Origin of the sequence: Henriciella sp. AS95 (assembly GCF_038900055.1) — a bacterium.
In the GTDB taxonomy this organism is placed as follows: Bacteria; Pseudomonadota; Alphaproteobacteria; order Caulobacterales; family Hyphomonadaceae; genus Henriciella.
The window spans coordinates 3567348-3579523 of sequence record NZ_JBBMQM010000001.1 but is presented as its reverse complement, the minus strand read 5'-3'; the positions used below and the strand labels follow the sequence as shown (position 1 = coordinate 3579523).

Here is a 12176-nt window from a genome sequence, read left to right as displayed (position 1 = left end):
GGAAAGGCATCAGACAGATGACGAATAACCAGACATCCATCCTCAAGGCGGCCCTGCTGGCTGGGGTTGCGGCGATCAGCCTGACCGCTTGCGGCAGCGGGGGGGACGCGACCACAGCGCCGCCCGTCGGCTCTCCGCCGCCACCACCCCCTCCGCCGCCTCCACCGCCGCCGCCCCCTCCAGGCGGGCAGGTGGACCCGGCGACCAGCTTCGGCGCGGGCTTCGGGAGTGCCTTCGCAGCAGACCCGTTCGATGAGCCGGTCGACGCTGACGCGGTCAATATCACCCCGGTTTCGGTCACGGACGACCCGTTCGACGTGCCGGACCCATAGGCCAGAATGGCCACACCCTGGAAAGGCGGCGAGATCATCGCCGCCTTTTTCGTATCCAGGGAAGATTGGACGAGGGGCCATCCTGTTTCCGGCCGTCTTCCCGATCACGAAACCCGTACAGAACAGCCCGTCTCAGACGTTCGGAATTCGCCTCTCACGATAGTTGGATTTCGCCCAGTACGGGAACTTTGATTAACCAAAAAATTTAGGGTTTACAAAGGGTAAAGACTTCGTAAATTGGCATCTGAGTGTTGGAGCTCGCACTCAGGGACATGGGACATTGAGCTCAGGGGACATGCGGCCATCTTCGGTCGACGATAGCTTTTGGCATGAGGGTGCCAGAGGTTCCGCTCCATGTGAGCGACCTGACTTCTCCCATTTTCCCGCCACGAGGGTTCGGACGCATTCGGCGTTCGTGACTGGCGATCCGGAGCTCTGTGTATCCGATGCGCCCAGAAAGGGGATCACACGAATGAGTAAAGTTGTAATCGCAGCTGCAGCCGCTCTAGCCATGGCCGGCACGGCATCCGCCGAATTTATTTCAGCGCCATCTGGCGGAAGTGCTGAGCTGGAGCTCCAGATCACCGGCACAGTGCCTGAGATTTGCGGTCTGACCGCAGCCAGCTCGACGCTCGAGTTCGACTATGGCGACCTGGCGCGCAACGATACGACGCTGCCTGGCGGTTTCAATTTCGGCATCGTCTGCAACTCGGCCGCTGGCGCGATCCTCAGCGTTTCGTCCGCCGGCAATGGTTACATGCTCCGCAACGGCTCTGAGACCGGCCCGGGCAACCAGATCCCTTACACTTTCGATCTCGACAAGGGCGGCGACGAGTTCAGCTACTATCTCGGCACCCGCCCCATGCATCTCGACATGCCGTATGACTTCATCATCTCCGGTTCGAACGCGCTGCGTCAGGGCCGTGAAGTCGGCGCCTATGTCGTCGTCGACGGCGTCAAAGGCCCGGACTTCAATGGCGCACCAACCACCACCGTTTTCGCTGGCGACTATTCCGACGTGATCACCCTCTCGCTGTCCGCGCAGTAGGGCCAAGCCTCCAGCCAAAAGACAAAGCCGGCCCCACAAGGCCGGCTTTTTTCATGCGCCCAAACCCCTTCATGGTGAGCGAAGCCGAACCACGAAGGGGCAAGCCCGCTCCCCAGGCCCAGCTCCACCCGCTCACCTCGGCGAAGGCCGGCGGCCTCGCGGTTTGGGGCCGGGCGTGATTGGGGGGTTAGTTGTTGGGTTTATTGTGTTCTTCGGGGTGGGGAATTTTGTTCAGCACACCGAGACCGTAGAAAGCGTGCGGGATCAGCTTGTCGACCTTATTCCATGCATCTGGATCGTCCCGGGCGTCGCCGATGCTCTCGAAACTGCCCTTATTTTCGACCTTGCCATCCTGGGCCCAGAAAACGAACGAAACGACTCTGCGAAGCCTTCTCTTCGTGGAGAAGCGGTCTATGAATCCTATGCGGATCCCGACCTCGAACCTCATCTTTTCTAAGCTGTAATTGTCTTCGAGGTGAGCCTTCGGAACATTAAACTCAAATCGAAAGGGCACGGTCTCATGGTGCTTAGGCGGTATCTCGTGGGCGATCAATCCACGGGTACTGGTAGACACCTCTTCGGTCCAAAACTTGCGAGCCGTTTCTGTGGTTTCGAACCTTCTAAAAGCGAGAGTCGCGGCACTATTTCGCCCTATGTTGTAGGCGGACGTTTTGCCGGTATTCTGAACTTTGAACTCAAAAAGCGCGACGATCCGAACGTTGCTCTCGTCGTGAGCAGCCTGCTCTACGATTCGAAAGTTCTTAATATTGCGTCTGGCAAGATGCGGCTCGAACTCGGCTTTCGTGGCGTTCAGCGACAACAAATTCTGGCGGCGCATTTCGCGGCCAGCGGAGAGCGTTTCGCAAAGCGTCGCAGCTATCAGAAAAACGCCAATAACGGTCGCAGCAAGTACCCCAAAAGCCCACTCAGCCATGTCCTGCTGGGCCATAAGATCATATGCGGCGTAGCGCTGAATTTGGTCGGCACGTACTTGCTCAATCAAGCAAGATATGGCTCGAACGTTGTCCGGTCCCTCGCAGAGTCCCTCTGCGTCATAATCGGCGGGACTAGTGTGGGCGTTGGCTGCCTCATAACGTTCAGCAATGTGATCGGCGCGATAGTCAACTAGGAACACAACTGAAGGCACTAGAAGGAGAAAAGCCGCTATGGCGAACGCCGTTGTTAGCCAGTTAACCTCAAATTTTGGACGCCTATCGCGCTCAGACATTGCAACAGAAACGCTGCTGAGAATTTGCCCCGACTGAGCTTGTTCCTGACGCTCGCTTCCTTCTCATCGACCCCTATCTCCGCCAGCTTCTCCGCTAGGTTACTATAGGTGATTCCCTCCAACTTGAGTTGAGCTTTGAGAAGATTCGCCGCCTTTTCTTCCCATGGGATATTTCATCCGCCGCTGTGTTCTTTCGGTGATTGTCAAATCAACCTGAATATCCCACACCCCTGCGCCCCGTTGCATAGTCCGCCTCATGGAAGATGTCTGGAAAGAGCGGGCGCTGGCGGCAGCTGAGCGGGGGTGGGAGGCGATGGAGCGCCTGCTGGCCGCCATCTTCGCCATGTCCTCGGCCGAGCGCGCCCCGCGCCTTGAGGCCGATGCGCTCATCCTGCGCGGCCTGAAGCGCGCCATCCAGGCCAAGCTGCGCGTCGCTGAGGCGCTAGCCCGGCGGCTCTTCTTCGCGCTGGCGCTGGATATGGGGGCGAGGGCCAGTGAGCGCGCCGCCCTGGCAGACGAGCCTGCCCCCGATCCCCGTCCTGATGAGCCAGGCCGGCCACAGACCGATCGAGCCGCGCCCGATCGAGCCCCGCCATTCGCCCTGTTCGAACCCATGCTGCGTCTTGAGGACATATGGCGCGCGCGGCCACAGCGTCCGGCGCGAGAGCCGCAAGCCCCGTTGCCCGAAAGCGACCTTGTCCCTGCGCGCCACCTCAAGGCCCGGCTAGCGGCGCTGAACGCCGCGATCGCGGACCCGCTGGGCGCGGCCCGGCGCCTGATCGCCGAAATCCAGCGCCGCCGTCATGCCGGCAAATTGCATAATCTCAAACTTGGCTGGCCGCCCGGCGTGTCACAGCATACCGACCCGGAGGCGCGCGAGCCCATCATGTGGCTGAATGATTGCGTCCAGCAATGGGCCTGCGAACGCCATCATGCGAGCCTGGCGCCCGGTTAGCGTTTTTTTGAAAATCTGGAAGACGGCCCTGCCTTGGCGGGGCTAAAGGCGCTGGCCTATTCGACGGTCCAGCCGCGCGCTGTGCGGTGAGCGTCCAGCGTGATGCCATCGGACGGGGCGTTTGCCCGCGTGCTCTGATGATGGCTTTGCGCTTTCGGGCGGGCACCGGTCAGGCGAAGCAGGACAGCGATGGCCGCGATGACCAGGCCGACAGCGGCGGTCACAACCGCGATCACGCCCGCCATGAAGATGATGACAAGCGCCATGACACCGCGCAGGCCCCAACGGGCCGCCTCGCGCAGTCCATTGCCGATCCGGGCGATGAAATTTTCAAGCGAAACGCCAGTACGTGCTGCTGTCATGTGCGTGCCTCCGAGGCCTTAAGATGAGGGCGGACAGGCGCTGCGTCAATCAGTTTGGTCAAAAGACCCTCAGTTCGTCGCAATCAGGCCGCGTTCTGCCCTGATTCTGGCATAGGCGCCGGTGATCGCAGCGGCCTTGTCATGCGCCGCCAGCTCGAACTCACGCGGGGCACCATTGCCGACGATACGGTCAGGGTGATTGTCCGCCATCAGACGGCGATAGGCATTGCGGATCGCGGAGAAGTCCGCATCCGGCGCCACGCCGAGGATATGATAGGGATCGTCGCGCTCAGGGCCGAGATAGCTCGCCCGGATCCGCCGGAAGGTCGCCTTGTCGAATCCGAAGTTGTCCGACACGGTTTCGAGGTATTGCAGCTCGTCCTGCGTCACCACGCCGTCCGCGCCTGCGATCATGAACAGGCCGTCCAGCACGCCTTCCAGCAGGCAGGGCCGGTCCGAATAGCGCCGCCCGATCTTGCGGGCATAGGCCTCATAGCCGCGCACGGTCTGCTGCGCGATGGAGAAGACCCGGCGGACATTGTTCGCGTCTTCAGGGGCCGCCCGGAAGATGCGGGAGAACATCATGACTTCATTGTCGCTGACCCGCCCGTCAGCCGCCGCCATCTTGGCCGACAGCCCGATCACGGCGGCGGTGAAGCCGACATCGTTGGGATCAGGCGCGCAGCCGCCATCACACGGCGCAGGCTCATCGGGGCCATCGCTGTCGAAGAGGCGCTTTCCGCCTTCGATCATCATCTGCCAGAGGCTCATAATGGTCAGACTATACAGGGCTTTGTGAAGAAAATCAGTCCAAAGCGATAAACTCTTGCCGTAACAATTCTCACGCTTGCGCGAGGGCCACGGCCTCTCAGGGGTTGGCCTTACTAGCGTTCCCGACGACGTTTTTCAACTCGGCAATCTCTTCGCGCATCGCCTTGATGAGTTTCAGGATCTCGTCGCGTTCCTCTTCGGCGTGTTCGACATCCTCTTCGAGGTCGTCGATCAGCTCCTCGGTCGCCGCCTTCTGCTCGGCCGCCAGCGCTTCCACGATGAGGGCGATGAACAGGTTGAGGACGGCAAAGCTCGCAATGAAGATGAAGGTCAGGAAGAAGAAGGGCGCATAGGGGTGGCCGTCATCGACCACCTTCTGGACCACTTCGAACCGCCATCCATCCATGGTCATCACCTGGAACAGCGAGAAGGCAGAGCTCGGCAGGTCCCCGAACAGCTGCGTGACTTCTGGATCGTTACTGCTGCCATACATATTCGTCGCCATCACCGCGTAGACATAAGTCAGCAGCGCCAGCACAGCGACGATCGCCCCCATGCCCGGCAGCGCCTTGAACAGTGCCTCGGTGATCCGCCGCATCATCGGCACGACATGCAGCAGGCGCAGCACCCGCAGCACGCGCAGCGCCCGCAGCACAGAGAAGGCCGCGCTGCCCGGTATCAGCGAGATGCCGACAACGATGAAGTCGAACCAGTTCCAGCCCTGCTTGAAGAATTGCTGGCGGTAGACGATCAGCTTCAGGCCGATCTCGAACGCGAAGGCAAAGGTGATCGCCCGGTCCATCATCTCCAGCGCGAAGACGGTGTCCGGCGAGAGGTATTCAGAATAGGTGAGGATGCCGAGAATGGCGGCATTGATGATGATCAGCCCGGTGATCAGGTTCCGGAACCAGGTCGCCTCGATAGCGGATTCCACTCTCGAATTGCTGGTCGCCTCGTCGAGCGTTGCGCGTTTCATGGCTCACTCCGTCCCCGTCCGTCGTCGTCTGAAGCTGTCTCTTAACCGCCGCGGCGGCAGGATCAATCGGCTGACGTTGTCGTATCGCTGATTATCTTCCAATCGCCTTGAATCTTGCGCAGGATGAGGGTGAAGAGGCCCGATGGCGCATCATTGGCGCGCGTCAGCAGCCAACGCCCGTGCACAGCCGCCGCGTCACTGGCCAGCGGCACCACTTCAAGCTCATCAAAGCTCAGCGTCCCCATCAGCGCGCGGTTGGAGTAGCGCGCCTTGTAGCGGTCCAGCGTCTCCTGATACCCGCGCGTCACGGTTCCGCCCGAGGCAAAGCGCAAATCCGGCGAGACCCAGTAGCCTTCCATGAAGCCATCAATGTCGCCCGCATTCCAGGCACCGTCCTGCGTGCTCAGCAATGAGCGGATCGCCGCTTCATCCGCGCTGGAAAATCCGACAGGTGCCGGTGGCGGTGTAGTATGCGAGCAGGCCGTAAAGACCAGCGCGCACGAAATCAGGGCAGCAGCAAACGCTTGGCGCATTTTGGTATTCTCCTTTACGCTCAGTCCACTCTAGTCCGTGGCGCGCAATTGAAAACCGGGCTTTGGGTTTCTTATCTTACCCGTTAGACAGTGTGACACTGATGCCTGGGAGGCGCTTTTTTATGATCATGATGGCCCTGATCATTGGTGGTCTTATTCTGCTGCTTGCAGGAGGCGAGCTGCTTGTCCGCGGCTCGGTTGGTGTCGCGCGCCGGCTTGGCATGTCAGAACTTGTGATCGGCCTGACCCTGGTTGGCTTCGGCACGTCGATGCCGGAGATGGTAACCAGCCTGCAGGCGCTCTCCGATGGCGCGGTCGGCATCTCGGTCGGTAATGTCATCGGGTCGAATACAGCGAATATCCTGCTGGTCATCGGTGCGGCTGCGGTCATCACGCCGATCATCACCCATCCAAGAGCGCTCGCACGAGACGGCCTCGTCATGCTCGCCGCAACGGTCCTGTTTGCGATTGTGCTCTGGTTCGACGCTTTCAATCGCATCACCGGCATCATCTTCTTCACCATGCTGGTGATCTATCTTGTCACCTCCGTCGTGCTCGACCGGCGGAAAGGCTCGCAAACGGTTGCGGTCCATGCCGGCGAAGCGGAAATCGTTGAGACGCATGAGCCGCTCTGGCTGTCGCTGATGCTGGCGGTGGGCGGTATTGCGGGTGTCATCTTTGGCGCGAAGATGCTCGTCACCGGCGGCTCTGACCTGGCGCGCGCTGTTGGCTTGTCAGAGACGGTCATCGGCCTGTCTATCGTCGCGATCGGCACCAGCCTGCCAGAGCTGGTGACCTCCATTGTCTCCGCGGTGAAGGGCAAGGCCGATGTTGCGCTGGGTAATGTCATCGGCTCCAACATCTTCAACATTCTTGGCATCATGGGCGTTTCGGCCGCCGTATACCCGTTCAGCATCATCAGCGCCGACAGCGCAGATCCATCTCAGCCGCTGGAAGTCGGCGCGCGTGAATTTGCACCGGGCGAAAGCCTGGTCAGCATGCAGGATATCGGCGCGCTCGGTCTCTCGCTCTTCTTCCTGTTCCTGTTTGCTTATACCGGCCGCAAGATCGCCCGCTGGGAAGGCCTGGTTCTCCTTGCCGGTTATGCCCTCTATATGGCGCTGAGCTTTAACCTCATCCCGCGCATTGGAGGCTAGTATCAGCAAGGACATCTATTCCGGTCTCGACCAGCTCGGTGGCTCCAACGCCATTCCGGCTTCGCCTGAAGAGGCCAAGCTGGAGCGCGTTGAGAACCCGCACGCAGACACGCTCTATCTTGCCCGCTTTACCGCGCCGGAGTTCACCTCCCTCTGCCCGGTGACCGGTCAGCCGGACTTTGCGCATCTAGTTATCGACTATGCGCCGGGCCCCTGGCTGGTCGAGAGCAAGAGCCTCAAGCTCTACCTCACATCCTTCCGCAATCACGGCGCTTTCCACGAGGACTGCACCGTCGCCATCGGCAAACGTCTGGCAGAGCTGCTGGAGCCGAAATGGCTACGCATCTCCGGCTACTGGTATCCGCGCGGCGGTATTCCGATCGACGTCTTCTGGCAGACGGGCGGGGTCCCGGACGGGCTCTATGTGCCCGATACGGGCGTTGCGTCCTATCGGGGCAGAGGGTAAGCGCGCTTAGAGCGCCTCCGCCTTTTCCCGGACCGGGGTAATGCTTGAGATGCCGTCCTCTTTTCGCTGGGCCGTGAAGTCTGCGACCCGCTCTACGGTGTAGCCCGGGTCTTCGATGGTCGACACTTTGTAGAACTGCGAAACGACTTCATCGGCGTTCAGCGTCACCAGCGTATAGCCATGGCCGTCGGGATCGTACCATTCGACATCGTCATTCGCCTCGGCAAATAGCTCCCCAAGGTTTGGAATGCCGGTCACATATTTGCCCATGCCGGGAGAGGTGACAGACGTGCAGCCAAGCTCGACGCCGCGAACTGAGCCGGCGCTATCATGCAGCGTATTGGCCCAGGCCGTATGCGTATCGCCGGTAAAAGTGACCAGCCGCGCGCCCGCCGTCTCGGCGGATTTGTAGAGCCGCGCCCGCGCCGCCGGGAAGCCGTCCCAGGCGTCGAGATTGAAGGGCAGGCCGAGCTGGCTGAAGGGGATCATGCCGGCGACATAGCCGGTCTGCGCCGCGCGCTGTTCTTCCGTCAGTGCCTGCATCAGGTTTGGCGGTTTCACCGCCGCCAGGATCACCTGATTGGCGAGCACCTGCCAGGTCTTGCCGGCGCTGACTGAGGCCTTCAGCCCCTTGTCCAGCCAGGCTTCCTGCACCGCGCCGAGCATGGTGCGGGACGGATCGTTCACCCGTTCCATCACATCGCTTGCTTTTGCGGGGATGTCAGCCGGCGCAACGCCCGCCAGCTCCGCGCCCCAGCTGATCTCATCCGAGCGCCCCGTCAGCCGGGACTCAAGACAGAAGACCGTTGCCAGATCGCCGAAGTCGAACTTGCGATAGATTCCGGTGAATTCGCGGCTGGCCTTGGGGTCGCGGACCGGCATCCATTCCATATAGGCCTGCACGGCGGCCTGCTTGCGGTCGGTCCAGTTGCCTTCGGTTTCCGGCTGGTGGTTTTCCGCGCCGGTCCGGTAGGAATTGTTGGCACTCTCATGGTCGTCCCAGGTGCACAGCCATGGCGCGACCGCATGCGCCGCCTGAAGCCGCTCGTCGCGCTTATACTGCGAATGCCGCATCCGGTAGTCGCCCAGCGTGACGATCTCCATGGGCGGCTCATGATTGCGGCCAAGCGCCTGGCCTTCCGCGCCGCCATACCCGTCGACGCCATACTCATAGATATAGTCGCCAAGGTGGATGACCGCATCAAGATCGGTCCGTTTCGCGATGTCGTCATAGACATTGAAATAGCCAAATGGATAGTTCGAGCAGGAGACGACCGCGAACGTCACCGGTGCCATTCCGGACGCCGCCGTGGTGCGCGTGCGGCCGACGACCGATGATAAATCCCCGCCCGAGGTTTTTGCGGTAAACTGGTAGTAATAGGTGGTCGCTGGTTCGAGACCGGTCGCATCCACCTTGACCGTAAAGTCGCGGCTCGGGGAGGTTTCAGTGAGGGCCTGGCTCACAATGTCCGTCATGTCCGGATTTCGCGCCACAAGCACGCTCACCGGAACCGTGCCGGTCGCGGCTGGATTACTGGGCGTCACGCGGGTCCAGAGGATGACGCGGTCGGTCAAAGGGTCGCCGGATGCAACGCCGTGCGCAAAGCTGACATCGCCGTCAAAGGCCGGGCGGTTGTCCGCTAGCGGATTGCCGGTGGTTGCGCAGGCCGCCAGCCCGGCAGCCCCGGCGCCAAAGCCCAGAAAATGGCGTCTCGAAATCGTGCTCATGGCGTGTCTCCCTACCAGCAGATGCATTCTCTTATCGCGGGATCATGACGAATACGCGAAACTGCGTCTATAAGCGCTGCAAGATGAACAAGATTTCCGCAACTGCGCAGCCCGCCGACAATGGAACACGGCTTGACCGTTTCCTGTCAGAGCAAATCGACACCCTGTCGCGGTCCCGCGCCAAGGCCCTGATCAAGGACGGCGCGGTATCGATTGGCGACCGCACCATCACGGACCCGAAACTGGCGGTCCGTCCGGGCGACACGTTCGATCTCGACATGCCGGCCCCCGTTCCGGCAACGCCAGAACCGGAAGACATTGCGCTCGATGTCCTGTTCGAGGACGAACACCTCATCCTCGTCAACAAGCCGTCCGGCATGGCGGTGCATCCCGCGCCTGGCAGCTGGCAGGGCACGCTGGTCAACGCGCTGCTCCATCACTGCAAGGGCGAGCTGCCCGGCATCGGCGGCGTTGAACGCCCCGGCATTGTCCACCGCATCGACAAGAACACGACCGGCGTGCTCGTCATCGCCAAGACAGAAGCGGCCCATGCAGGCCTATCCAAGCTCTTCAAGAAGCACGATATCGAGCGCACCTATCTCGCCATCACGCGCGGCGCCCCGCGCCCGCTGACCGGCACGGTCGAGGGCGCCATTGCCCGCTCCGCCCAGGATCGCAAGAAGATGGCGGTCGTGGATGAAGATGAGCGCGAGGATGCCCGCCACGCCATCACCCATTACAAGGCGATTGAGACGTTCGGAGAGCTGGACAAGAATACTGGCCTTCCTGCCGCCGCGATGATCCAGTGCCGTCTTGAAACCGGCCGCACGCACCAGATTCGCGTTCACATGGCCCATATCGGCGCGCCGCTCATCGGTGATCCGACCTATGCCCGACATCGTGGGATCAAGGCCTATGGCGAGGGCGACGCGTTCATCGAGGCCACAACGCTCGCCCGCAAGTTCAGCCGACAGGCGCTTCACGCCGCGAGCCTCGGTTTCGTCCATCCGGTGTCCGGCGAGGATGTGTACGCCGAAGCGCCGCTGCCGGACGACATGGCGTTTCTGCTCAATGCGTTTCGGCGGATGTGATCAGAAGCGCGTATATCGGTGGCGGTACTTATTGGCCTGATCGGCTTTTCGCACGTGCTCGCTGATCTTCTTCTTGAAGCGAAGCGGACCGAGGAATTTGTGCCGGTACAATTTGCACGCCTTAGAATGTTCGCGTTCGAGACCGTACCAGAAATCGGCGAGGCGACGCGCGCGGGAATTATCCGTTTCCTTCACGGAGATAAAGGTGCCGCAGTCTGGACACCGCCCGCTCTTGCCGCTCACCGGTGTGCGGCAACCGCACCCGCCATCGAAAGCCATGAAACGCCCCCGTTTAACCCAACCCTGAAGGTTAATAGAGACGTCAAATTCAGGATTTGTCCACAGGGCCTGTGGAAATTTTTGATTGCCTAGGCCTGAAACCATTCCGGCAGTTTGAACGTCATGCCGAGATCGCTGGCGACCTGCTCATGCGTGATGTGGCCTTCTGCGACGGTCAGGCCATTGGCGAGATGCGGGTTCGTGTTGAGCGCCTCGCGTGTGCCTTTGTTCGCAATCTGCAGGACGAAGGGCAGGGTTGCATTGTTCAGCGCATAGGTGGACGTGCGCGGCACGGCGCCCGGCATGTTCGCGACGCAATAATGCAGGATGCCGTCCACCTCGTAGATCGGGTCCTCATGCGTCGTCGCTTTGGACGTCTCGAAGCAGCCGCCCTGGTCAATCGCGATGTCGACCAGTACGGCGCCCGGCTTCATCGTCTTCAGCTGCTCGCGGCTGATCAGTTTGGGGGCCGAAGCGCCCGGGATCAGGACAGCGCCGATGACGAGGTCGGCGTCCTGTACCGCTGCGGCCAGTGCCGCCTTTGTCGAGTACATCGTCTTCACGAGCCCGTTGAACTGGGCATCAAGCTCGGCGAGGCGATTATTGTTTCGGTCAAAGACGGTGACGTCGGCGCGCATACCAACGGCGATTTCGGCGGCATTGGTGCCCGACACCCCGCCGCCAATGATGACGACCTTGGCCGGCTGAACACCCGGCACACCGCCAAGCAGAAGGCCGCGGCCGCGCTTGGTGCGCATCAAGGCCCAGGCGGCGACCTGCATCGACATGCGGCCAGCCACCTGGCTCATCGGGCGCAGCAGCGGAAGGCCGCCAGCCGGCTCGGTGACGGTCTCATAGGCGATGGCGGTGCAGCCACTCTCGATGAGCCCTTTCGCCTGCACAGGATCGGGCGCGAGATGGAGGTAGGTGAAGAGGGTATGGTCAGGCGAGAGGCGTGCGGTTTCTTCCGGCTGCGGCTCCTTCACCTTCACGATCAGCTCTGCGGCCTTGAAGACGGCATCTGCATCCGGCGCGATGGAGGCACCGACCTGGGTATAGTCGCTGTCTGCGAAGCCAGAGCCGATACCGGCCCCTTGCTGGACGAAGACTTCGTGGCCCGCATCGATCAGGTCGCCAACACTTTCCGGCGTCAGGCCGACCCGGGATTCCTGTTTCTTGATTTCAGTCGGGACACCAATGCGCATGAGGCTTCTCCGTTGAGACGGTTATTGTCTTGATCAGGCGCAGCT

General features: G+C 61.3%; 15 protein-coding genes. 7 read left to right on the top strand and 8 right to left on the bottom strand.

What is annotated here, in order from left to right:
• Positions 1–17: 17 nt before the first annotated feature.
• Together WNY37_RS17290 and WNY37_RS17285 are read left to right on the top strand one after the other, a co-directional pair.
• Positions 18–332, top strand: coding sequence for a hypothetical protein (locus tag WNY37_RS17290; RefSeq protein WP_342974648.1), 315 nt, complete (start codon positions 18–20; stop codon positions 330–332).
• Positions 333–804: 472 nt separating this feature from the next.
• Positions 805–1380 carry a hypothetical protein gene (locus tag WNY37_RS17285; RefSeq protein WP_342974647.1) on the top strand — a complete coding sequence of 192 codons (576 nt, stop codon included), beginning with the start codon at positions 805–807 and terminating at the stop codon, positions 1378–1380.
• Between the two features lie 187 nt (positions 1381–1567).
• Here the strand turns inward: WNY37_RS17285 and WNY37_RS17280 are convergent, their stop codons facing one another.
• Both WNY37_RS17280 and WNY37_RS17275 read right to left on the bottom strand, forming a co-directional pair.
• Entirely contained in the window at positions 1568–2608 is a 1041-nt protein-coding gene (locus WNY37_RS17280; RefSeq protein ID WP_342974646.1) for a hypothetical protein, read from the bottom strand.
• Entirely contained in the window at positions 2563–2730 is a 168-nt protein-coding gene (locus WNY37_RS17275; protein WP_342974645.1) for a DUF6471 domain-containing protein, read from the bottom strand. Before WNY37_RS17275 ends, WNY37_RS17280 begins: the two co-directional genes overlap by 46 nt.
• A gap of 134 nt (positions 2731–2864) precedes the next feature.
• On the opposite strand from WNY37_RS17275, the gene WNY37_RS17270 reads away from it, so the two are divergent.
• Positions 2865–3563, top strand: coding sequence for a hypothetical protein (locus WNY37_RS17270; protein WP_342974644.1), 699 nt, complete (start codon positions 2865–2867; stop codon positions 3561–3563).
• Between the two features lie 56 nt (positions 3564–3619).
• Here WNY37_RS17270 and WNY37_RS17265 read toward each other — a convergent pair whose 3' ends face one another.
• From WNY37_RS17265 to WNY37_RS17250, 4 genes are all read right to left on the bottom strand, one after another.
• Positions 3620–3925 carry a hypothetical protein gene (locus tag WNY37_RS17265; RefSeq protein WP_342974643.1) on the bottom strand — a complete coding sequence of 102 codons (306 nt, stop codon included), beginning with the start codon at positions 3923–3925 and terminating at the stop codon, positions 3620–3622.
• Positions 3926–3994: 69 nt separating this feature from the next.
• A complete protein-coding gene (locus WNY37_RS17260; protein ID WP_342974642.1) occupies positions 3995–4696 on the bottom strand; it encodes a molecular chaperone DjiA in 702 nt (233 codons plus the stop codon).
• Positions 4697–4793: 97 nt separating this feature from the next.
• Positions 4794–5672, bottom strand: coding sequence for an ion transporter (locus WNY37_RS17255; RefSeq protein ID WP_342974641.1), 879 nt, complete (start codon positions 5670–5672; stop codon positions 4794–4796).
• A 62-nt stretch (positions 5673–5734) separates the two neighbouring features.
• On the bottom strand, positions 5735–6205 hold the full coding sequence (locus tag WNY37_RS17250) for a nuclear transport factor 2 family protein (protein WP_342974640.1): 471 nt from the start codon (positions 6203–6205) through the stop codon (positions 5735–5737).
• A gap of 122 nt (positions 6206–6327) precedes the next feature.
• On the opposite strand from WNY37_RS17250, the gene WNY37_RS17245 reads away from it, so the two are divergent.
• Both WNY37_RS17245 and queF read left to right on the top strand, forming a co-directional pair.
• Positions 6328–7362: a calcium/sodium antiporter gene (locus WNY37_RS17245; protein WP_342974639.1), complete on the top strand. Its 1035-nt coding sequence runs from the start codon at positions 6328–6330 to the stop codon at positions 7360–7362.
• Position 7363: 1 nt separating this feature from the next.
• Positions 7364–7828, top strand: coding sequence for a preQ(1) synthase (gene queF, locus WNY37_RS17240; RefSeq protein WP_342974913.1), 465 nt, complete (start codon positions 7364–7366; stop codon positions 7826–7828).
• A gap of 6 nt (positions 7829–7834) precedes the next feature.
• Here the strand turns inward: queF and WNY37_RS17235 are convergent, their stop codons facing one another.
• Positions 7835–9556 carry an alkaline phosphatase D family protein gene (locus WNY37_RS17235; RefSeq protein ID WP_342974638.1) on the bottom strand — a complete coding sequence of 574 codons (1722 nt, stop codon included), beginning with the start codon at positions 9554–9556 and terminating at the stop codon, positions 7835–7837.
• Between the two features lie 83 nt (positions 9557–9639).
• On the opposite strand from WNY37_RS17235, the gene WNY37_RS17230 reads away from it, so the two are divergent.
• Both WNY37_RS17230 and WNY37_RS17225 read left to right on the top strand, forming a co-directional pair.
• On the top strand, positions 9640–10647 hold the full coding sequence (locus WNY37_RS17230) for an RluA family pseudouridine synthase (protein WP_342974637.1): 1008 nt from the start codon (positions 9640–9642) through the stop codon (positions 10645–10647).
• 18 nt (positions 10648–10665) lie between these two features.
• Entirely contained in the window at positions 10666–11019 is a 354-nt protein-coding gene (locus WNY37_RS17225) for a hypothetical protein (protein WP_342974636.1), read from the top strand.
• On the opposite strand, the gene ald is transcribed toward WNY37_RS17225, so the two are convergent.
• The gene (gene ald / locus WNY37_RS17220; protein ID WP_342974635.1) at positions 11016–12131 is read right to left on the bottom strand and encodes an alanine dehydrogenase; all 1116 of its coding nucleotides are present in this window, start codon (positions 12129–12131) and stop codon (positions 11016–11018) included. The genes WNY37_RS17225 and ald overlap by 4 nt on opposite strands.
• Positions 12132–12176: the final 45 nt, after the last annotated feature.

Excerpts from the sequence above, each read along its gene's own strand:
- WNY37_RS17290 (WP_342974648.1), top strand. The coding sequence starts at position 18 with ATGACGAATAACCAGACATCCATCCTCAAGGCGGCCCTGCTGGCTGGG.
- WNY37_RS17285 (WP_342974647.1), top strand. The coding sequence starts at position 805 with ATGAGTAAAGTTGTAATCGCAGCTGCAGCCGCTCTAGCCATGGCCGGC.
- WNY37_RS17280 (WP_342974646.1), bottom strand. The coding sequence starts at position 2,608 with ATGTCTGAGCGCGATAGGCGTCCAAAATTTGAGGTTAACTGGCTAACA.
- WNY37_RS17270 (WP_342974644.1), top strand. The coding sequence starts at position 2,865 with ATGGAAGATGTCTGGAAAGAGCGGGCGCTGGCGGCAGCTGAGCGGGGG.
- WNY37_RS17265 (WP_342974643.1), bottom strand. The coding sequence starts at position 3,925 with ATGACAGCAGCACGTACTGGCGTTTCGCTTGAAAATTTCATCGCCCGG.
- WNY37_RS17260 (WP_342974642.1), bottom strand. The coding sequence starts at position 4,696 with ATGAGCCTCTGGCAGATGATGATCGAAGGCGGAAAGCGCCTCTTCGAC.
- WNY37_RS17255 (WP_342974641.1), bottom strand. The coding sequence starts at position 5,672 with ATGAAACGCGCAACGCTCGACGAGGCGACCAGCAATTCGAGAGTGGAA.
- WNY37_RS17250 (WP_342974640.1), bottom strand. The coding sequence starts at position 6,205 with ATGCGCCAAGCGTTTGCTGCTGCCCTGATTTCGTGCGCGCTGGTCTTT.
- WNY37_RS17245 (WP_342974639.1), top strand. The coding sequence starts at position 6,328 with ATGATCATGATGGCCCTGATCATTGGTGGTCTTATTCTGCTGCTTGCA.
- WNY37_RS17235 (WP_342974638.1), bottom strand. The coding sequence starts at position 9,556 with ATGAGCACGATTTCGAGACGCCATTTTCTGGGCTTTGGCGCCGGGGCT.
- WNY37_RS17230 (WP_342974637.1), top strand. The coding sequence starts at position 9,640 with ATGAACAAGATTTCCGCAACTGCGCAGCCCGCCGACAATGGAACACGG.
- ald (WP_342974635.1), bottom strand. The coding sequence starts at position 12,131 with ATGCGCATTGGTGTCCCGACTGAAATCAAGAAACAGGAATCCCGGGTC.